24 protein-coding genes are annotated in these 19,223 nt (G+C 42.7%); 9 read left to right on the top strand and 15 right to left on the bottom strand.

From position 1 onward, the window contains the following. The first annotated feature begins 41 nt into the window (after window positions 1-41). Genes ACSU1N_RS05215 through ACSU1N_RS05205 form a run of 3 tightly spaced genes read left to right on the top strand, consistent with a single transcriptional unit; the run spans window position 42 to window position 2,889 of the window. Entirely contained in the window at window positions 42-728 is a 687-nt protein-coding gene (locus ACSU1N_RS05215) for a CopG family transcriptional regulator (RefSeq protein ID WP_440059188.1), read from the top strand. After that, a complete protein-coding gene (locus ACSU1N_RS05210; RefSeq protein WP_440059187.1) occupies window positions 729-1,790 on the top strand; it encodes an MBL fold metallo-hydrolase in 1,062 nt (353 codons plus the stop codon). It begins immediately after the preceding gene. Further along, window positions 1,774-2,889 (top strand): glycosyltransferase family 4 protein, encoded by a 1,116-nt coding sequence (locus ACSU1N_RS05205; protein WP_440059186.1) that lies wholly within the window; start codon window positions 1,774-1,776, stop codon window positions 2,887-2,889. The genes ACSU1N_RS05210 and ACSU1N_RS05205 overlap by 17 nt, the downstream gene beginning before the upstream one ends. Before the next feature lie 116 nt (window positions 2,890-3,005). Here the strand turns inward: ACSU1N_RS05205 and ppa are convergent, their stop codons facing one another. The 9 genes from ppa to hsp20 form a co-directional block, all read right to left on the bottom strand. After that, window positions 3,006-3,539: an inorganic diphosphatase gene (gene ppa / locus ACSU1N_RS05200; protein ID WP_440059185.1), complete on the bottom strand. Its 534-nt coding sequence runs from the start codon at window positions 3,537-3,539 to the stop codon at window positions 3,006-3,008. A 66-nt stretch (window positions 3,540-3,605) separates the two neighbouring features. Then, window positions 3,606-4,022, bottom strand: a complete 417-nt coding sequence (locus ACSU1N_RS05195; RefSeq protein ID WP_440059184.1) for a hypothetical protein — start codon at window positions 4,020-4,022, stop codon at window positions 3,606-3,608. Between the two features lie 46 nt (window positions 4,023-4,068). Continuing rightward, the gene (gene sucD / locus ACSU1N_RS05190; RefSeq protein ID WP_440059183.1) at window positions 4,069-4,944 is read right to left on the bottom strand and encodes a succinate--CoA ligase subunit alpha; all 876 of its coding nucleotides are present in this window, start codon (window positions 4,942-4,944) and stop codon (window positions 4,069-4,071) included. 2 nt (window positions 4,945-4,946) lie between these two features. Next, window positions 4,947-6,080, bottom strand: a complete 1,134-nt coding sequence (gene sucC, locus ACSU1N_RS05185; RefSeq protein WP_440059182.1) for an ADP-forming succinate--CoA ligase subunit beta — start codon at window positions 6,078-6,080, stop codon at window positions 4,947-4,949. A gap of 55 nt (window positions 6,081-6,135) precedes the next feature. Continuing rightward, entirely contained in the window at window positions 6,136-6,825 is a 690-nt protein-coding gene (locus tag ACSU1N_RS05180; protein ID WP_440059181.1) for a hypothetical protein, read from the bottom strand. Window positions 6,826-6,869: 44 nt separating this feature from the next. Then, window positions 6,870-7,841, bottom strand: coding sequence for a carbohydrate kinase family protein (locus tag ACSU1N_RS05175; RefSeq protein WP_440059180.1), 972 nt, complete (start codon window positions 7,839-7,841; stop codon window positions 6,870-6,872). Beyond that, entirely contained in the window at window positions 7,819-8,685 is an 867-nt protein-coding gene (gene udp / locus ACSU1N_RS05170; protein WP_440059179.1) for a uridine phosphorylase, read from the bottom strand. Before udp ends, ACSU1N_RS05175 begins: the two co-directional genes overlap by 23 nt. A 1-nt stretch (window position 8,686) precedes the next feature. After that, complete coding sequence (locus tag ACSU1N_RS05165) at window positions 8,687-9,208, bottom strand: metallophosphoesterase (RefSeq protein ID WP_440059178.1); 522 nt, start codon at window positions 9,206-9,208, stop codon at window positions 8,687-8,689. Window positions 9,209-9,256: 48 nt separating this feature from the next. Next, window positions 9,257-9,823 (bottom strand): archaeal heat shock protein Hsp20, encoded by a 567-nt coding sequence (gene hsp20, locus ACSU1N_RS05160; RefSeq protein ID WP_440059177.1) that lies wholly within the window; start codon window positions 9,821-9,823, stop codon window positions 9,257-9,259. 131 nt (window positions 9,824-9,954) lie between these two features. On the opposite strand from hsp20, the gene ACSU1N_RS05155 reads away from it, so the two are divergent. Together ACSU1N_RS05155 and ACSU1N_RS05150 are read left to right on the top strand one after the other, a co-directional pair. Continuing rightward, window positions 9,955-10,371, top strand: coding sequence for a secondary thiamine-phosphate synthase enzyme YjbQ (locus ACSU1N_RS05155; protein ID WP_440059176.1), 417 nt, complete (start codon window positions 9,955-9,957; stop codon window positions 10,369-10,371). A 3-nt stretch (window positions 10,372-10,374) separates the two neighbouring features. Next, window positions 10,375-11,553, top strand: coding sequence for a nicotinate phosphoribosyltransferase (locus tag ACSU1N_RS05150; protein WP_440059175.1), 1,179 nt, complete (start codon window positions 10,375-10,377; stop codon window positions 11,551-11,553). On the opposite strand, the gene ACSU1N_RS05145 is transcribed toward ACSU1N_RS05150, so the two are convergent. Further along, entirely contained in the window at window positions 11,547-12,224 is a 678-nt protein-coding gene (locus ACSU1N_RS05145) for a hypothetical protein (RefSeq protein WP_440059174.1), read from the bottom strand. The two genes, ACSU1N_RS05150 and ACSU1N_RS05145, sit on opposite strands and share 7 nt — an antisense overlap. Before the next feature lie 11 nt (window positions 12,225-12,235). Between ACSU1N_RS05145 and ACSU1N_RS05140 the strand changes: the two genes are divergently transcribed. The 3 genes from ACSU1N_RS05140 to ACSU1N_RS05130 all read left to right on the top strand — a co-directional run bounded on the left by ACSU1N_RS05140 (window position 12,236) and on the right by ACSU1N_RS05130 (window position 15,261). Continuing rightward, window positions 12,236-13,225: a hypothetical protein gene (locus ACSU1N_RS05140; RefSeq protein WP_440059173.1), complete on the top strand. Its 990-nt coding sequence runs from the start codon at window positions 12,236-12,238 to the stop codon at window positions 13,223-13,225. A gap of 1 nt (window position 13,226) precedes the next feature. Further along, window positions 13,227-13,787, top strand: a complete 561-nt coding sequence (locus ACSU1N_RS05135; RefSeq protein WP_440059172.1) for a hypothetical protein — start codon at window positions 13,227-13,229, stop codon at window positions 13,785-13,787. A 91-nt stretch (window positions 13,788-13,878) separates the two neighbouring features. After that, window positions 13,879-15,261 (top strand): acetate--CoA ligase family protein, encoded by a 1,383-nt coding sequence (locus tag ACSU1N_RS05130; RefSeq protein ID WP_440059171.1) that lies wholly within the window; start codon window positions 13,879-13,881, stop codon window positions 15,259-15,261. On the opposite strand, the gene metG is transcribed toward ACSU1N_RS05130, so the two are convergent. After that, window positions 15,254-15,583 (bottom strand): methionine--tRNA ligase subunit beta, encoded by a 330-nt coding sequence (gene metG / locus ACSU1N_RS05125; protein ID WP_440059170.1) that lies wholly within the window; start codon window positions 15,581-15,583, stop codon window positions 15,254-15,256. The two genes, ACSU1N_RS05130 and metG, sit on opposite strands and share 8 nt — an antisense overlap. A gap of 72 nt (window positions 15,584-15,655) precedes the next feature. Further along, window positions 15,656-16,402 (bottom strand): tRNA(Phe) 7-((3-amino-3-carboxypropyl)-4-demethylwyosine(37)-N(4))-methyltransferase, encoded by a 747-nt coding sequence (locus ACSU1N_RS05120; RefSeq protein ID WP_440059169.1) that lies wholly within the window; start codon window positions 16,400-16,402, stop codon window positions 15,656-15,658. Window positions 16,403-16,468: 66 nt separating this feature from the next. Here ACSU1N_RS05120 and ACSU1N_RS05115 point away from each other — a divergent pair, with 66 nt between their 5' ends. Then, complete coding sequence (locus ACSU1N_RS05115) at window positions 16,469-17,281, top strand: D-aminoacyl-tRNA deacylase (protein ID WP_440060285.1); 813 nt, start codon at window positions 16,469-16,471, stop codon at window positions 17,279-17,281. Window positions 17,282-17,284: 3 nt separating this feature from the next. On the opposite strand, the gene ACSU1N_RS05110 is transcribed toward ACSU1N_RS05115, so the two are convergent. The 3 genes from ACSU1N_RS05110 to ACSU1N_RS05100 form a co-directional block, all read right to left on the bottom strand. Then, window positions 17,285-18,313, bottom strand: coding sequence for a hypothetical protein (locus ACSU1N_RS05110; RefSeq protein ID WP_440059168.1), 1,029 nt, complete (start codon window positions 18,311-18,313; stop codon window positions 17,285-17,287). A 160-nt stretch (window positions 18,314-18,473) separates the two neighbouring features. Next, window positions 18,474-19,043: a YkgJ family cysteine cluster protein gene (locus ACSU1N_RS05105; protein WP_440059167.1), complete on the bottom strand. Its 570-nt coding sequence runs from the start codon at window positions 19,041-19,043 to the stop codon at window positions 18,474-18,476. A 15-nt stretch (window positions 19,044-19,058) separates the two neighbouring features. Next, window positions 19,059-19,205 carry a hypothetical protein gene (locus ACSU1N_RS05100; protein WP_440059166.1) on the bottom strand — a complete coding sequence of 49 codons (147 nt, stop codon included), beginning with the start codon at window positions 19,203-19,205 and terminating at the stop codon, window positions 19,059-19,061. Window positions 19,206-19,223: the final 18 nt, after the last annotated feature.

Genomic DNA, 19,223 nt, shown 5'->3' with positions numbered 1-19,223 from the left:
TAAGGCTAGTTTAATAAGTATCTATTGAGGAGGTTTAAGGTTTGAGCGAAAAGAGGAAGAGGCCTCTCACATTATATTTAGACGAGGATTTGTACAAAGCGCTTGTAGATTTATCTAGCAGGGAAGGCTTTAGCTCTTTATCGGATTTTGTAATAAAAGTCTTGAGGGATAGGGTCTCAGGCTTTGAAAAAACGGTTTTAGAAGATACCATAAAAACGAAAATATCTAGGATTGTCCAGGATGAGATAAACAAACACATGCAGCTAATCGAGTCCTTGAGAAGGCAGGTAGCAGATCTCTATGAGAGGGTTGAGAGTATCCAAGAGATAATAGAGCAGTTGAGAACCAGCCAGAGAGCTGAGGAAGAGAGAGCGAGTAGAAAAACAAAGAAGACTGGTATCGAGAGACTGAAGGAGGATAAAGTTGTATTCGAGAGCACGCTCCCTATGAAAATCAATAGGGAGGCGTTCTTCAATTACCTAGAGAGGGAAGGCGCTGTAATAATAGTAACGTCTAAAGAGAGAATAGCTGTAGACCCAGAGTTTTGGAATAAGTTTAAAGATGCTCTATTCGACAAAATTACTACGAACAATGAAGACGAGATAAGAAAGCTGCTTGGAGATAAAGGTTTTATCCTCTTCCAGAAATTAAGAGAAGATAACCAGGTAATATACGACCCGTTGTCGAAGAGGTGGAGGAACCTCGTAAACGTCAAAGGGGTATCATAGTTGTCTAATACCAACGAAGGCCTTGTGAAATGGGTTCTAGCAAATGTTAGGATAGATAATAATACGAAAGCTATTGTAGTAGGAAAATACTACGCAATAGACGGTTTCGATAATAAGCCTATACGTGTTGTAACACATATTCACAGCGACCATCTAATCGGTCTAGGCAAGAGCGTTATAGCCTCGAACTATATTATAGGAACACCATTAACACTAGACATGATTGAAGTCCTCGACTACCTAAGTGATGAGAGCATCGATATTTTTAGAGCTAAGAAAAAACCGTTAAACTATGGTGAGAAATTTTATTACAATAATTCTACACTCTCGCTTATCGAGAACGAGCACATATTCGGCTCCGCCCAGGTCTTAGTAGAAGTAGACGGGTACAGAGTAGGGTACACTGGCGATATTAAACTAGGGGGGAGGACTAAGATTATGAAAGACCTCGATGTCCTTATAATAGAATCCACCTACGGCTCACCTAGTTACGTGAGACCTTTCAAGGATATTGTTGAAGAAGTACTAGTTGATTTGGTAAGGTATGGTTTGAGAAAATACGGTAGAGTTATTATATACGGGTACCATGGAAAACTGCAGGAAGCAATGTATATTCTTAGGAGAAATGGTATAGAGGCACCTTTTACAATGCCTGAGAGAGTCTATAAGAGTACTAAAGTCCTCGAACAATACGGTGTCTACATAGGAAACTACTATAGCCACGGTGAGAAGATTGATTCCGATCAATATATAAGATTCGAACACTTCCACCAGGCTAGGTTTAGGAGGATAGACGGGAGCTCATTAAACATTATTCTCACAGGGTGGGAGTTTAAGAACCCTAGTAGAAAGGTCGACGAACACACCTGGGTTGTAGCGTTGAGCGACCACGCCGATTTCGACGAGCTCATCAGCTATGTTGAAATAGCTGATCCAAAAATGGTTGTAGTAGATGGCTCTAGGAATGGTGAACCCTTTCAACTAGCCAGGGAGCTTGTTAGAAAGGGCTATCCGACTCTAATAATGCCTCTAGAGGTCTCTCGATTTGCTAGCATTAGTTAGACATCATATGATAAGCTCTCTACTCATGGGTCCTGGAGGCTCCGAGTACGTATCTATCGAGACCGCTATAGCCTTGAGGAAAGCGGGATTTGAAGTCTACTTGGATTCTATAACTGTAAGATCTCCAGACAAGCTGGGCCAGTTGATAGAATTCTATGGCTTACCCCGCGACGAGACTGTTAATATAGGCCTAGGCTATCCTCCAGACGAACCGGATATTGTCGTGAATACAAGTGGGGATGTGCTCTCTGGTAAGAGTCATATCATATACCTACACTACCCCTCTTTCCTAGACGTGGATGCCTCCTACCCTGCTCTAAAAGGTTTCGCTAGGACCATAGGAAATATCTATGCATTGCTGAATAATGTCCTCTTTCCATTATTTATTAAAACAACTAAGGTCTTTATTGCTAACTCGTCTTTGACAGCGTGGTTTTTCCATAGTATTTACGGTATTAAGCCTATAGTAATATACCCTCCTGTTAATTTAGACGATATAATAACTGAACAACCATTACCTTATAATGAGAGAGAGCCCAATATATTGATTGTCTCAAGGTTCTCACCAGAGAAAAACCTCGATCAGGCTCTTGAACTAGCAAGTTTAATAAAGAAACGGAGACTAGGCTTTAAAATAGTTATAGCCGGTTCTTTATCCGAGTACAATGGATGGTATCTCGACAAGTTTATTAGAGAAATTAGGAGGGGGTCTCTCGAAGACGTGATAAGTATTAAAGTAAACCTACCGAGGAGAGAGCTCGTGGAACTATTTAAGACATCTCTAATATACGTACATTTAACCCCGATGGAGCACTTCGGTATTTCAATAGTAGAAGCAATGTCTGCAGGAACCCCTCCAATAGTCCCAAAGTATAGCGGGGCCTGGATAGACATTGCCAACGAGAATGAAAACATAGCTTTACCGTATACGTCTATCGAAGAGCTTATTAGGAATATTGAGCTGCTCGCAAAAAACAAGGAAACATGGGATAGACTCAGCCGAAATTCTAGAACGAGGAGCCTAGCATTCAGCAGGCATAGGTATCATAGGGAGATCGAAAAAATTCTAAGAGACCTAGGTTATTCCAGAAAGAGTTAAAGCATGTAATAAAAATAGTGAGAATCTATATATAGAGCCATGTTTAATAAACATGGTTGATGATGACAAACTGCGGAGCTAAACAGTTATCGATGTTGACAAAGAGCCGAGCTGACCTATTTCATCCTTTTAGCTCTATCAATAGCATCCCTAATCCTGTTCAAAGCCTCCTCTCGCTTCTTCCAACCTAAAACCTTTACCCACTTACCTTTCTCGAGCTCTTTATAATGCTCGAAGAAGTGCGCTATCCTCTCCTTGAGGGGTACCGGGATATCGTCTATATCTTTCACGTTTTCGAATCTAGCATCTATTTTCTCGTATGGTACAGCAATTATTTTGATATCTCTGCCTTTCTCATCTTCGGTTTCGAGAGCTCCAATAGGACGTACTCTAATAACTGACCCGGGCAGAATAGGATCGTTCATTATAATTAATACGTCTACAGGATCCCCGTCTTCTTCGAGAGTACCCGGGATAAAACCATAGTTAAAGGGGTAAACCATTGATGTAAACAGCACTCTATCAACTGTTAACAAGCCTGTCTCTTTATCGATCTCGTATTTAATACCACTATTCATCGGGATCTCTACTACAACATTAACTATCTCCGGGGCTTTCTCGCCAGGACCTATTTTATCGAATACACCCATGTAAATCCACCATGTAATAGAAGCCTACGGTAGGAGATTAAAAATGTTTTAGTAATACAATAGCTATTAGCTTGATAGCTTTAACAGTATGCTCGAAGGCACGCCGTCTTTTAATACAACTGTTATCTTCGCTTCAATATCGAGGTTCGCTAACGGGTCTAGGCTTTTCCTAATAGACTGGAGCGTTTGAATACTCCTATTTAATCTCTCGACTACTTCCTCTATGACCTTGCTCTCCTCCTCCGATGACGGGTCTATTATTATCTTGGATTCTTTCAAGTCTATGACAGTAGACTTCCTGATCTCAGCTACGCCTAGGCTCTTCAACAGGTCTTTTAGCTTTCTCTCTTGTTCAGCCCTAACCCTCACATCTTCTAATCTTCGTAGGAAGTCGGCTAGTAGTGTTCTATGCGTATTAATCTGCTCATCAACGAATTTAATTAGTTCGCCAACAGACTTGAACTCTCTTACAACCGTAGACATTTATACCACTGAGATATTATTGGATTCTAGAAAGTTAAAAATATTTTTATGAGAGAATACTTGAAACAAGCCTGGGTATATCGCTTACCTTTCTGGCAACTCTAATATTGTTTTCTTCAAGCACACGGACTTTAGTATCGTAATCTCCGAGACCCATAGATATTATAGCACCGGCATGACCCATCCTTTTCTCCCTAGGGGCAGACATCCCAGCAATATATGCGACAACAGGCTTTTTCTCGGATAAGCTAGCATAGTATTTAGCAAATCTCTCTTCGTAGTCTCCTCCAATCTCGCCTATTAGTACCACGGCCCTAGTTCTATGGTCTTCAAGAAGCATATTGTACGCCTCAATAAAATCTAGGCCGGTCACAGGATCCCCGCCTATACCTATAGCCACCGATACTCCGAGACCAGCCCTGCTAAGTTGCCAAGCAACCTCGTAAGACAAGGTTCCACTCCTTGACAATATCCCTACTATCCCAGGCTTGTAGTAGTGGGCTGGCATTATCCCGATTTTTGTCTCACCAGGCACTATAAGACCCGGAGTATTCGGACCTATGATATTTACACCTCTGATTTTAGAATATCTAACCATTTTCAACTCGTCGTGAACCGGGATACCCTCCGTGATAACAACGACTAACTGGATCCCGTTATCGATCGCTTCTAAAACCGCGTCTAAAGCATTTCTAGCAGGGACAAATACTATTGAAGCATCTACGCTCCCGACCTCTTCTACAGCCTCCCTGATAGTATTGTATACTTTCACACCGTGAACTAGCAAACCACCTTTACCAGGCGTTACGCCTGCTACTATCTTAGTCCCATATTCAAGCATGAGCTTGGTATGGAAACTCCCCTCTCTCCCTGTAATCCCTTGGACAATTACTTTTGTATCCCTACCTAAGCGGAGTTTCATACTCAGCCACCTGCTAGTTTTACTACGAGGCTAACGGCTTCTTCAATATCCTCGTAGACTTCTAGACCTATCTCCCTAAGAATTCTAACACCTTCTTCCCTATTAGTTCCAAGCATTCTTACCACGATAGGCTTCTTTACACCGGTCTCTGACAAGGCCTCTCTAATACCAACAGCTACTTCGTCGCAGCGTGTCATACCCCCGAATATATTGACTAGGATAGCTTTAATACGCGGGTTCTCGAGCAGTAATTTAACGGCCTCCTTAACTCTTTCTCTAGATGCCCCGCCCCCAGACCATACGTCGAGGAAATTAGCCGGCGATCCCCCATAGTATTTGACTAGATCCATTGTAGCCATTGTGAGGCCGGCGCCGTTACCAATTATCCCGATATTACCGCCGAGAGCTACGTAGGAAAAGCCTTTCTCCCTAGCGATTCTCTCTTCATCTACTAGATCCATAAGTATTCTATGGGAATACTCAGGGTGTCTGTAAAGGCTATTATCATCTATTATAATCTTCGCGTCGAGAGCGGTGATCGAGCCTTGGCACTCTATTACCAGAGGGTTTATTTCAACTAGTTCAGCATCGTAATCTAGCATTATCTTATACATTGCTTCAACAATTCTCTCTAAATCCCCCCAGAGGGTTTGGTTTAAACCGAAGAAGACTGCAATATTCCTAGCCATGTAGGGCGAGTATCCTGTAAGCGGGTCTATAATTATTTTCAATAACACCTCTGGACGAGACTTCACTATCTCCTCGATCTCGACGCCTCCTATCTTAGAAGCAAGGTAGACGAGCGACCTGGCACTACGGTCAATAGTCAAGGATAAATATAGTTCTCTATCTATACAAATTTTCTTCTCTACGAGTAGGGCCCTCGGCTTGAACCCTTTAATACTACTGGATAGCAGGACTGATGCTGTCGAATAAGCCTCATCTGGGGTATTAACAAACCTTACTCCACCAGCAAGCCCTCTACCACCGACCGGTACCTGCGCTTTTATTACTGAAGGGCCTAGTTTAGCAACAGCGTTCCTAGCATCCTCAGGCGTGTAGCATACTTCACCTTCAGGGGTTCTAATACCGTATTTCCTGAAGATCTCTTTTGCCTCGTACTCTAGTAACCTCATAGTAAAACACCTATTCTCTAAAATAAATTTGTATTTAGTTATATACTTGCTGATGCTAGGAGCATATAACCGATTTTTCCTGGAGTCCTAGCGCGTGTATCAAAGGGGTTTTAGATTCGTCGCCTACGACAACAATCTCCCCGAATTCTTCTTCGATACGCCTAACTAGCTCCATAACCATTTTTCCATAATCTCCCTCTCCAAGCCTAATCCAGGAACTGCTTGATAACATGACCACGTTGAAATTATCGATAAAACCATACGATCTCTTAAAAGCCTGGATAAATAATTCGTTGCATTCATTCGACCTATGCATCGGACCGTTCAATAATCTGAGCACGCTGTCTACAAGCACGCTATCCGACTCCCAGTACCTAGATACTATAGCTGTTAGCTCGTCCATTCTCCTAGTATATTCTAAATACACCTGGCGAGAAGCCTCGTCTCCTCTTAGAATAGCCTCTCTTAATACCTTAATAGAACTAGATATCCTGTTGAGCTCGTCTATCGCCCCTACTAGTTTACAAAGATCAAATAAGTTGTACCTCTCGAGATTTAAACTACATGAAACCACAATACATTTCCATACACGCTCTATTGTATCATCGACTACTACTATGACTTTAACTCCATGCTCATAAAGGTCTCTACTAATACTTGACAGAGACGCTATTACGGTCTCTTCGTTTTCACTCATTGCGAGAGGTGTTGTTATTACAGCTCTAGCATTTACTTTATTGAGCATTCTTAATATATCAGTAGAACACCTATGTATTTTCTGCCCCTTACTCATTTCAGGAGATCTCCTATCCTGCTCTCGTCCACCCTCCCTAAGTCTTCAACATATGATTTCTCTAATTGTTTATTAAACAGGTTCTTGTCCCAGCACATAATGCTTTTCCGACACATAGTCTTTAAAGCCCCTGCTGAAAGCGCGTACTGAAGGGCTTTCAACGGGTCTTTCCAATCGATATAAGCCGCGTTAAAGAAAGCGTTAAAAGCATCCCCCGAACCTGTGGTGTTAACTGGTTTCACGACAGGGGTCAAGTATCCTTTTATAACCCTTCGCGTACCAGATATGGCAACCGCCCCCTCACCACCTTTTTTAACAATTACATAATCGATTCCCAAATTCAGTAGCCGGATTATCTTTTCCGACCCCAATGCTTCTGCTTCAGCCTTATTCAAGAATAAAACGTTTACCAAACCGGCTACTTTCAAAACATCTCCAGGATCCGTTAGAGCGTAAACACCTGGGTCATAGCTTGTGAAAGAAGCGTGTCTCCTAGCAACCTCTGCTATTTCAGCAGCAATCCTTGGGTCTATTGAAGCCATGTGTACTACAGCTGCTTCTTTTATCAAGAATCTAGGCACATCCATGAATGTGAGTAGGGTATTTGCACCTCTATATTTAACCATGAGCTTTTCTCCATCCGGCAATACAAAAACAGCTACAACTCCAGGAGGTTCCTCAACTAGTTTAACATATCTTACATCGACACCAATATTTTTCACTTCATCAAGGATCTCTTTTGAAAACGTTTGTGTTGAAGCCGCTGCTATAAGGTAAACGTAGTGCCCATAATATGTTGCTGCTACAGCATAGTTTAGAGCAGCTCCTCCCGGGCTGATATTCAGATCCTTCGAATAGACTGATTCGTCAGGCCCTGGCAATCTATCTATGTAAAAAGTTAGATCGATATTCACATTCCCTATGCTCAGATGTATCGGTTTACCGCTACCTCTTTTTTCTCCCGCCAAACCATTCCCCTATCAGACTAGGCGTTAGGATCTTCCTCCCACTCTTCGATACGAGATCGTCCCACTCGCTCAAAATTTTAACAGCCTCGTTAGCAACCTTGATAGCATCTTCTACACCAGCGTCTACAATAAATTCTTCTGTCTCACGGTTCGCTATAGCAGCACAGACAGCTCCGCTTCTAAGCCCATAGATATTAGAGAGTGTGAATATAGTTGCCGCTTCCATTTCAAAGTTTAGGACGTTAACACTTCTCAGGAATTCAATAAGGCCTCTCTGAAACGGGGGGAGGTATCCTCTATACCCTGGTCTCTCCTGCCCTACATAAAAGCTATCACTACTAGCTGTCAAACCAACATGATACCTTACACCAAGCTCTTCCGCAGCCTCAATAAGAGCCATTACTACGTCAAACGAAGCTACCGCCGGGTACTCGGGTATGACATAGTGCTTACTCGTACCATCGAGTCTTACAGCCCCTGTTGATATAATTAGATCACCTACCTTCACACTCTTGGTAAGCGCTCCCGTAGTACCGACTCTTATAAATGTATCCGCGCCTACTCTAGCAAGTTCTTCTATCGCAATAGCTGTAGCAGGTCCCCCGATACCAGTGCTAGTACTAGATACGAAAACCCCTTTATAATAACCGCTATAGGTAACGTATTCTCTATGCTCAGCCACCTTCCAACTCTTCTCCCAGTACTTAGCTATCCTCGGAACTCTCTCAGGATCCCCTGGGAGCAGGACGTACCGGCTTACATCTCCCTTCTTGAGATTAAGATGGTAAACTCTACCTTCAGAACTTATAGGTTGGCTTGCTGATGTAAGCCTCTCCCCGCTCAAACTACTCGACCCCGAGTATCTGAGCCCTAAGTTTATCTAAGTCTAGTAAAGCATATGAAACTTTGCCTGTCAGGTACCCGCATACCTCGCCGGGGTTTAATAGAAGCTTATTCCCTACCAGCTCGTTAACAGCCTTATGCGTGTGACCATAGAGGACGGCGTCCACGTTAGCAGATTTTGCCATGGCTTGAGCCAAGTTCTCTGTTTCATCTATACTACCATAACCGTGAAATATCATTAGTCTCCGTCCATTTAATTCAATGGTTTTGATACCGCTGTATAGCTGCCATCCAGCGTCAGCGAAAAGCTTGTAGAGCATTAGTATATCGCCATCATTATTGCCTAAAACCCCGATTACTTTAGCCCTCCCTTTGATCGTTTCACGCATTATTCTAACAGTAAACGGGGATATGATATCCCCTAAGTGTATTATCGTAGTAATGCCTTCTCTCAGAATCCTGTCGAGAACTTTTTCCAGTGCCAGAATATTATCATGGCTATCACTAATAACACCAACTATCATTAAGGTTAACACCATGAGTATTTATCAAGCTGGAGGTAGATTAGGATACTACTCTACTTTTACCTTAAACCCTTTTCTCTCCGTTTTTAATTTTTTCAATTTTACTTCTAAAATACCGTTCTTATAAGATGCTTTAGCCGACTCCGGGTCTACCTCGGATGAGAGCTTTACCTCCTTATAATACTTTCTATCTGTATCGCTCGCTCTTATAATCAGGGTTTTCCTATCCTCGCCTACTTCAACATTGATTTTATCCTTGTCTACGCCAGGCATCTCGCATACAACCGTTATCTCGTCATCGCTTTCAAAAACATCTACCAGAGGCTCTCTTTCTTCTGTAATAACCGACCTTCCTCTTACACGCTTAACATTACCGAATTCTTCGACTACAGGCCTCCCATCCGGGCCTATCGTGATTCTAAATCCGTAGACATAAGGACCATATACTTTAGCCCCTCTCTTCTCAAGCTCCCTAATATCTATAGGATACCTCTCGAATTCTCTTAGCATTCTATCAAGTTCTTCCATCATTTCATTGAATAACTCGTCGAAGTACCTGAATGGGTCCTCGAAGAACCTCCTTCTCCTCCTCCAGAAGTCCCATTCATCGCTCAAAAAGCCCACCTATGAGTTATAATTAGCGGATTCAGGATTATAACAGTATCTACCAAGATTTGTTCTCTAGGTGGCTTTTGGTTTCGCTAATAAATTCTTGTTTACATATTGCATATCACAAGGTGTCGGGTTTGAAGGTTTACACTAAGGAGATTAAAGTACGGACACACGAGAGGTTTGAGTTAATTGATATAACGGATCCCGTAGAAGAAGCTGTGAGAGAGAGTGGTGTAAGAAACGGTATCGCGCTGGTTTTCGCTACTCATGCAACCGCCGCTGTTATCGCGAACGAGCACGAGCAGGGCTTGATAGAGGATATTAAAAATAAGGTGGCGGAATTTACCGAACCAGGTAGTAGTAAGTGGAGGCATAACATGATCGATGATAATGCGCACGCTCACATAGGCTCCGCACTCTTCGGCCAAGAGAGAATATTCCCTGTAGTAAACGGAAGGCTTGTCAGAGGAGTTTGGCAAAATATTTTCCTCCTCGAAATGGATGGGCCACGGCATGAGAGGAGGGTCATTGTAACTGTATTAGGTGAATAAGGTATGAGGATGTATATCGCACACCCAGAAGAGATATTGAACGGTGAAATAACAGATATCTACTTCGTCCGGAGCAAGAAGATACTAGAGTCTAAAGGGTTGCGGAAAAAGGTTAGGATAGAGTTCCACGCTATGAATCTCCCTAAAGGGTACGAGTGGGCGGTTTTCACAGGACTTGAAGAAGTATTATACCTGCTTAAAGGGAAGCCTGTCACCTTGTATAGTCTGCCGGAGGGCACTCTATTCAAGGCTAAAGAACCCCTTATGATATTAGAAGGCGAGTTGAACGATATAATAGTCTATGAGACAGCTATTCTTGGAATACTACGGCACTACTCTAGTATATCGACTAAAGCCGCGAGGCTTAAGAGGCTGGCAATGGATAAGACGCTGCTATTCTTCGGTCTCAGAGCAGCCCATCCTGCTATAGCCCCTATGATCGATAGGGCGGCATACATTGGGGGATTCGATGCCGTCTCGGGAGCTATGAGCAGTAAATACATAGGTGTAGAACCCCAGGGGACGATGCCCCATGCCCTAATAATAGCATTTGGCGATCAGAAGGCTGCCTGGAAAGCCTTCGACGAGGTTGTTGAAGAAAAAGTCCCTAGGATAATGCTAGTTGACACCTTCTACGACGAGAGGATAGAAGCGCTTGAAGCCGCTAGGCTCCTAGGTAGCAGGCTCGCTGGCGTACGATTAGACACTCCTAGCTCTCGTAGAGGAGATATGAGGGCGATCGTAGAAGAGGTAAGATGGACCCTGGATTTACATGGGTACAAACACGTGAAGATCGTAGTTAGCGGGGGGATCGATGAGAAGGAAATAGTCAGGCTGAGGGATATTGTTGATGCTTTCGGGATAGGGACAAGCGTGTCTTTTCCGAATAGCATCGACATAAGTGCTGATATAGTTGAAGTCTACGAGGATGGTGTGTGGAAGCCTCTCTCTAAGAGGGGGAAACTACCTGGTGCTAAACAATTATATAGGAAGAGGCCTGGGTTAAACGATAAGATTCTATTATTTGATTCCAAGGATAAGCCGGAGGGTTATCAGCCAATGTTGTTAAAATATATTGAAAACGGAGAGATCGTAGTCGACAAACTGCCTACCGCGGACGAGATAAGGAGATATGTAATAGAACAGTTAAGAGAGGTGCCAGAGCCACAGGTATCTCAGTAGCGGTCTCCTAGGATTCTGAGGAGTTCGGAGAGATTGTTTATTTCGGTAAACAAGTGGCCGGGATTAGTCCAAGGAAAGTCCCATATAGATTTGAAACTAGCTTTGTACAATTCGATTTTTCTTCCTAGCATTTTTCTTAGAATGTACAGGTTCTGGGCTTTATCGTCTACGTAAATTATTCTGCCCGGATTGTACTTTTCTATTAGGATTTTCAACCCTTGATACCGTGTAGAGACATCCTCGCCTACAATTATTATTTCATCAAAATAATGGGATAAACCGTCGGCTTCTATCCTCCATTTTTTCAATCCGTAAATATCATCCCTGTAGCCCACGTGCGCTAGGATGAAACTTTTCCTCCTAGCTTCCCTCAAAAAGTCTAGGGCACCTGGGAGAACAATTGATTTCTCAATCCTTCTCTCCCAGTATCTGGTTATTAACACGTCGTATTTTTCCTCATCAAGCCCTTGTATATACCTAAACCACCAATCATCTCTTAGAAGCCCTATACTCTCGCCGACATACTCCATGTAGAGAAGGAATTCTGCTTCCTCCCTTGAGATACCTGTTAGCTCTGGCAAGTCTTTTAGATAAAATACCGGAAGCCCTCTATAACTATCAACTAGAACACCATCGTAGTCTAATGCTATGAGAATAGGTTGAGTCTCCATAGGGGTCACGCTTGACACAAGTTGAGGTATTAGACCACTACTACTTAAAGCTTAGGAACGGTTGTTATGCGACCGTAGTTGGCAACAGTCATTTCGAATACGGTGTAATATCCTATATCAAATACTGTCCTACAAACAGGGAAACCTTCTGGAGGGATAATACTACATTCCTCGATAGGATCGTTAAATACTATGATGTTGAAGAAGTATATAAGGCTGCCCCGAGACAGATCTATGTGCCCTATTTCGATTCATACGTGCCCTACGTGGGAATCAGCGAAATCGAGTATGTATTCAACCCTGTTGAGAGGACTAGAGAGATCATGCGTAGACCGAGAGACCTCTTAGAAGATAGTGCGTTAGCTCTCGTGGAAAAATTACATCACGTGGTTACAGAAGATAGAGTCGGTATAACCGGCTCTCTCCTACCATCTATTCACAACCCTAATGTGAGCGATATCGATCTTGTAATCTACGGATGGAAGGCCTCCGTGGATGTAATAGAGTTCGTGAAAGAAAACAAGGATTTATTCAGGGTTTTCGACGACAATAGACTAACCGCTTGGGCTGAAAGAAACGCTAAGCAGAACAGTCTGCCTCTAAAAGAGGTTATCAAATACTATAGGAGCTATAGGAGGGGTTTTTTCAAGGATAGAGAGTACTCGATAATATACAATTCGGGGATTAAAAGTTATTTGCCGAATCTCCCATATTTCAAAACACTGGGCCTCATAGAGGTTGAAGCCGAGATTAGAGGAGGTATACAAGCATTAGATTATCCTAGTAGAGGAAAAGTACATTCCTGGAAAATTTTAAATGGCGTAAACCCTCCTTTCGACATATCCGAGATACTCTCTTTTGAAGCATTATACATACCTTTATTATACGAAGGAGGCAAGGCTGTTATCAGAGGGCTTCTCCAATGCAGTGAGGCGGTGGGTTATTGCCGTATAATATTAGGTGTTAAAGAGTACAGAGGCTATGCTATCTGGATTGATTAGTATGAGGATTCTTTTCGTATATAATATTTACGGGAATCACGCTATAGCGAAAAACCTATGTTTCAAAATTATAAGGGACAATATAGGCTACGTGTTTCTCGCCGGAGATATTGGGTCGCCTACAATAGTAAAGTTCTTCTACAAAGATTGCGGCGTGAATGTATTAGGGTTTACTGGTAGGTCTGACAGCGAATTGATTGTTAGAGAATTAAAAGCAGTCAACGGGTATGTTGAATCAAGCACGTTCAAGCTAGATGATAAAAGGTTCCTGGCTATAGGATACCTGGTACAGCCCGGTAAGATCCAAAGTATAGAAGGCATAGATATACTAGTCAGCTATTTACACCCGTTTAAATCCCCTATTAAATCCGCTACGGGTTTCAAATCGCCGTTAATAGACGATTATATTAAGACACTTAACCCTAACACCGTGATTCTCGCCAACTGCGAGAAAACATTGATAGTTGATAATTTTGCCTGCGTAGGTGACGTGAGGAAGGGGTATGGTCTTGTACTGGAGACTTCGGGTGAAGTATTCGGGTATGAGACTACTATTCCTTGAACAACTATACCGAGATTTACCTGATTAAACAATATTTATAACATGAAATCAAGTGTATTTCCCTTTGGAGGAAGTATAGAGGCGTATATCATTGGCTGATCTATCAAGACTGTTCAACCCTAGGAGTATAGCCGTAATAGGGGCAAGTAGGCATCCTGGAAAAATAGGATACGTAATACTGAAGAACTTGATCGATTATGGTTATAACGGTAAATTGTACCCTGTAAACCCTGAAGCAACAGAGATATTGGGCTTAAAATCTTATAAAAGTGTCTTGGAAATCCCCGACGAAGTAGATGTAGCTATATTATCTATCCCAGCCAATAAAGTATTGGATGTAGCCGAGGACTGTGGGAAGAAAGGCGTTAAATTCCTTGTCGTTATAGCATCGGGATTTGCCGAAGCAGGTAATGAAGAAGGGGAAAGAAAGCTTGTTGAAATCGCTAAGAAATACGATATGAGAGTTCTAGGACCGAACATATTCGGCTACGCGTATACGCCTAGCAAGATTAATGCGACTTTTGGGCCGAAAGACCTAGCTCCAGGCCATATAGCCTTCCTCACGCAAAGCGGTGCTCTCGGAATAGCGTTAATGGGCTGGACCATAATGGAGGAACTAGGTCTCTCCGCGCTTGTAAGCCTAGGTAATATGAGTGACTTGGATGTAATAGAATTATCGCGGTTCCTGGCCGAAGATACTAATACTAAGGTTATAGCAATCTACCTAGAGGGTTTGAAACCTGGGACCGGCAGGAAATTTATTGAAGAAATGAAACAGGTTACAGCAAAGAAACCGGTTATTGTTATAAAAGCAGGGAGGTCTTCTAGAGGCCAGATAGCTGTATCAAGCCATACAGGTAGTCTAGCTGGTAGCGGGAGAATATATGATGCAGCTTTCAAACAGGCAGGTATCCTGGTTGCAAGGACTATTGAAGAAATGTTTGATTGGGCAAGAGCATTTTCACTACTGGAGATCCCAAGAGGGGAGAGGACCGTGATCTTAACCAACGGCGGTGGAGTAGGAGTCCTAGCTACAGATGCTGCCGAAGAAAGCGGGATACCGTTAATAGACCCTAGCACGGAACTTAAGACTGCGATAAAGAAGGCTATGCCATGGTTTGGAAGCGCTAGGAATCCTATTGATCTAACAGGGCAGGCTCTAGTAGAAAATTATATTGAAGCCCTAGAGATACTTAACGAATCCCCGGAGGTCGACAATATAATATTGTTGTATTGCCGGACTGCTGTATTGGACCCCGTGGAACTAGCTGAAAGCATATCTAAGCTCAAGAGTAAGTTCAGAAAGCCTATAGTAGCAGCACTAGTGGGAGGAGAGGATGTAGCTAGAGCAATAAAAATACTGAACAAGAACGGTATACCAGCCTATCCAGGCCCAGAGCGCGCGGTGAAAAGTCTGGCTGCTGTATTAGACTACAAGAGGTATTTAGATAGGAAAATAGGTAGAACTATTTAATTCTACTCCCAGGTTTAACAGGTTTCTCGACTGTTATAAGGACTGGTAGTTCGGTATCCGTAGCAAGTAGCATCCCCTGGCTCTCTAAACCGAATATCTTCTTAGGCTTTAGATTTGCTACAACTACGATATACTTGTTGAGAAAATACTCGGGCGGATAGAATTCGGCTAGTCCTGCTACTATCTGTCTCTCCCCTAGTTCCCCTAGGTCGACTATGAGTTTTATCAATTTTTTACTCCCAGCAACTCTCTCAGCGTGTTTTACAAAACCCACCCTTAGATCTAGTTTAGCGAACTCTTCGTATTCAACTAGGTTACTCAAGCTTTTCAATCCCTCATAATTTATAAACCATCTAATACATGCTTGAACTATTAAATATTCTCCGCCCGGACTCTACGGGTAAAAAACTTGTTTTTTCACCTCATTGTATAAGTTAATATATTCTACTAACCCCCGATCCCTTAGCTGGGATAGCAGTATCTCTTCTGGCGTAGAGGTATGTTTAAATTTGTTGCCGAGTTCTCTCAGCACTGTTTCATCCGGTTCGATTGGCATGTGTTTTGAGAGTTCGACGTATAATCTGTTAAGCATTAGTTTTCCGTAGAGCAGGATTTCGTTCGCCTTAGCTACTAGAATAGCGATATCTTCCTTAGATAGTCTTCTGCTACCGTCTCCTAAGAATGTACTGAATCTAACCCCTGTCGTCAACTCTATTATTACACCCTTATACCTGTTAATACTTAGAATACCGCTGTGCTTATACCCTGCCAACCTAGCTATTTTCAGAACCTGCTTTGCCGTCTTCAAACTCTTGACCGATAAATGGAATATCGGACCGGTTGAATTCAACCAGAGCCTTCTGACAATAGGTTTCCCGACGATCTTTTCGATGACGCCTGGTTCGACGGGTATATGTGATTTAAGTACTATATTGCTCTCTTCCCTACTCCACGGATATTTTGAATCGCTTACTACTATTCTACCGCTACAACTACTCAGCGTATAGACATTTTTGTCCTCATTCAATAAGACTAATACTGGGAGCAGGTCTTTGTCTAAGTAGCCTATTTCGAGATCCTCCCACAGTCTCTGCCATAACATGTTCTTAAATCTAAGCCAGGATTTCTCATCGACTATCATATATACCACTTTATTAAGAAGAGTTCTCATTTATAGGCTTAATAACCTGCTATAACGGTGGTTTATTTGATCGGGATAGTATTCAGCGTGAACGACCCGGCTGGGACAGGTGCTGCAAGAAAACTACTGCGATTAGGATTTGTCAAACACTCGTGTGATGCTGTAGAATGCTGGGTATCCGAGAATGCTATCTTGGCGGGGTTTCAGGAGGATGTAATAAATTTTGACTTTCTCGAGGCAAGGCTCCCGGACGTAGAATACTATATAGTTCTATCCAGGCACTCGTCCCAGGCTGGTGTTAAAAGCTATACTGTGCACCACACAGGTAACTACAGTAACGAGGCCCTATACGGAGGGAAGCCCGGGGAATTGGGCGTTGCAAACCCAGTTGTAGCATTCACTCTATTAAGGGAGTTAGCTAGAAATGCTGAGGAGACCGGGAGGATTAAAGATTATAGGGTAAGTTATGAAGCAACCCACCACGGACCAACATCATTAGCTAAACCATTGACTTTCATAGAGATAGGAAGTAGTCTAAGCGAATGGGTTGACGAAACTAATCACGAGATCATAGCTCGTAGTGTAGAATGGCTTCTCCGCAATAATACTGCGAAATGTACACCTGCCATTGGGATAGGCGGAGGACATTACCCGTGGAAGCTGACCGAGTACTCTCTGAGAGAAAACGTTTGCTTCGGACACATAATGCCTAAATACGCTTTAGAACACCTCTCGGAAGAAGTACTCAAACAGATGATTGAGAGATCCGCGGATAAAATCAAACTCGTTGTAGTGGAAAAGAAGAGTACGAACCAAGCCCATAGGTCTATGATAGAAGGATTCGCCAGGAAATATTACCTCGGGCTCGTCTACATATAAGAACTAAACCTTGCCTAACTGAATAACATAGTCTTCGAAATCCGTTCTAGCAAGCTTCTTCCAAACTAGTCTTATCGTGAGTGATTCCACACTACCCTCCCGCGGAACGATTAAAGATTCTTCAATCCTCTCCCCAGGCGATAATGGCTTAGTCTTCTTAACTGTTTTAACAAGGCCACGGTTCAAAAGAACTATTATTACCTCATCCGGCTTTGCCTCGCCAACATTTACTATATCTAAAAGGAGTCTAATAGTACCGGCATGATCTTCTAAGGCATAATTAGCAAGACTTAACCTAGGCATTTTTATTATGGTATTATTTACGAGGTATCCGAGTATTAGTACATTAGCCTGGCCTATGCTACTCTCATATAAGACCGTAGGTTGATCGCAGAGGCCTCCATCAACTTTTACCAAGGACACGCCCTGGATAAGCTCTGCTCTCTCAGAGTCTTTACACTGTATCCTGATTTTGACAGGGCGAGTAGAGTAGAGCGCTAATTCCATATTTCCCAGTAAATTATCTGTTTTCGGCAAGGTATAGGGTTCGCCTTGTCCTAGCAGGACTAGGCCAGAGTAGTACTTCAGCCTCGTGACGGCATCGTTGTCTGCGTACGCTCCTATAAATCCTGCTGCTTTAAAATATACGTTTCCTCCGCCTTCAAGCCTCACAGTCATGTGAATACGAGGTTTGCTTAGCGATTCAGGCGTATTCAATACGCTTTTGATATCATATATTAATTTATGAATAAATCTATTATTCGACCTGAGCGATACAGCCGGTTTGAATTCCCTCGCAATATTCAATCCATTGATTTTAACCTTCCAATCAATCCATTTACTCTCAGTCTCAACAAGTAATTCCAGCACACCGTATTCCGCTTTAACCCCGACGGGCTTAGGAGTATCGAGTGTATATCCTATCTTAACAGACTCCCCGGCAGAAACCTGTTTCTCCCAGTTCACGAAAGTATAGTATAAATCCGCATTCAACTTACCGTTATAAATCTCGCTTAAAACACCCTGGGGCAACCTTTCTACACCAAGTAATACTAGGTTTAGGAGAGCAATATTAGGTTAAAAGCTTAAACATTTTAAACCCGCAAATTTGTAGACTCCGCTTGATGATGACGCCCTGCCGCTAAGAAGCTTTGCACGCGATGCAGTCTAAGTGAACCCCTGGCTGAACCCTCTACCATAATTTGTCGAGATAGTCTAGGTCGAAACTAGCACTATTATCTTCACTACACGCCATGTCGATTGCTTTCTCGAGGGCTTCTAGAGGATCTAATCCTTTCTCCATAACTAGTTCATTCAGGATCCTATAGTGTTTCTTCACCTCGTCATAGTAGAATTTTAGCAGATTCCATGGAGGATCTATTAAAGGACCTTTACCTATACTAGGGCATATCTTCGAAACATGGACTCTCGTAGGGTCTCCGGGTGATACAGGTAGGAATGGGAAAAGCCTACACCTCATCGGCCGGGCCCTATATATTTTACACGATGGGATGTTATTTTTCAGTTCTAGAAAAACACATCTATTATCTATCCCTCTAAGCACTGGAATAGGCATATAATCCGCTATTACAACATAAAAGTATTTTCCCGCGATCTCCCTCCAGTCCACGCCTAGGAATCTGGAGATCCGGCATATATCGTATATCGTAAGCGATACGTTGGGCCCGCTTGAGCAGCACACCCCGCTCCTCCCGCATTTAAATCTTACCTTATTCCCGACACTCAGCGTGATTTCACTCATTTAAACCCACTTCAACTATTTTGTTTTCCTAAACGGGCATATCCCTCTCAGGGGGCAATTACTACATGATGATTCCTGTAGAGTATTCAGGCTATACTGGATTACAATATCCTCATCTATAATCAGGCCTTTAACAGGCTTTTTCCCGGGTTTATTATCCAATAAAACCGCCTTCACGTG

The sequence above is a fragment of the Thermogladius sp. 4427co genome (assembly GCF_051933805.1).
Lineage (GTDB): Archaea > Thermoproteota > Thermoprotei_A > Sulfolobales > Desulfurococcaceae > Thermogladius.
The sequence above is the reverse complement of the archived record's forward strand: the minus strand, read 5'-3'. Positions and strand labels throughout refer to the sequence as shown.